Origin of the sequence: Mesorhizobium sp. M1A.F.Ca.IN.020.06.1.1 (assembly GCF_004023265.1) — a bacterium.
Lineage (GTDB): Bacteria > Pseudomonadota > Alphaproteobacteria > Rhizobiales > Rhizobiaceae > Mesorhizobium.
In genome coordinates this window covers 1-606 of record NZ_RZSR01001665.1, presented here as the reverse complement: position 1 = coordinate 606, position 606 = coordinate 1, and the positions used below count along the sequence as shown (strand labels likewise).

At 57.9% G+C, this 606-nt stretch carries 2 protein-coding genes; both read left to right on the top strand.

From position 1 onward, the window contains the following. The coding region (locus EOA60_RS38580; protein WP_206628460.1) for a hypothetical protein at positions 1 to 296 on the top strand (296 nt) is incomplete at its 5' end. Next, positions 274 to 453 carry a YdcH family protein gene (locus EOA60_RS36230; RefSeq protein ID WP_040998838.1) on the top strand — a complete coding sequence of 60 codons (180 nt, stop codon included), beginning with the start codon at positions 274 to 276 and terminating at the stop codon, positions 451 to 453. The genes EOA60_RS38580 and EOA60_RS36230, both read left to right, overlap by 23 nt. Positions 454 to 606: the final 153 nt, after the last annotated feature.

The following is a 606-nucleotide window of genomic DNA, read 5'->3' as shown; positions in this document are numbered from 1 at the left end:
TATTCGAGGCGTATCTCAGCCTGTTCCTGTTCGGACATTATCTACCGTCTGCGTATGCGTCGCCCAGGGATGGGCCTTTGGGCGGGGCCGGTGGGGTTTGTGACCGGCGCGCCGCTGATATCACATTTCACATTGTCGTGGAATGCTACCACGCGGCATTCGACATCGAGATTGGTTGGTGGCAAACTGTCATCGTGCCGTCACAGTTGCGACCTGCGGTGGACGTGCCTGAGACGGCTGCAATCGAGGAATCCATGAAAGGGAGAACCAATCATGTCTCTTGCATCCCATCTTGATGAGCTGCAGCGGAAGCACGGCGACATCGAGCGCGAGCTTATCGACGCGATGAATCATCCTTCGGTAGACGACCTCGAGATCGCCACTCTGAAGCGGCGCAAGCTGGCAATCAAGGACGAGATTGAAAAGCTGAAGGCGAAACCGACGGCACACTGAAACTCCTCTAGGCAGCATAAACCGCACCCGTCGGGTGCAAGCCAACCGGTGGCAAGAATGCCGCCGGTACGGTGAGTTTACGCTGAATTTCCCGAGTCTTCCCGGAATGCAACCGCAGCCCGATGTGGGCTGCTGAACCGCGCGGCCGCCAAC

What these genes read in the sequence shown, in the direction of transcription:
- EOA60_RS36230 (WP_040998838.1), top strand. Translation starts at nt 274, where the DNA reads ATGTCTCTTGCATCCCATCTTGATGAGCTGCAGCGGAAGCACGGCGAC.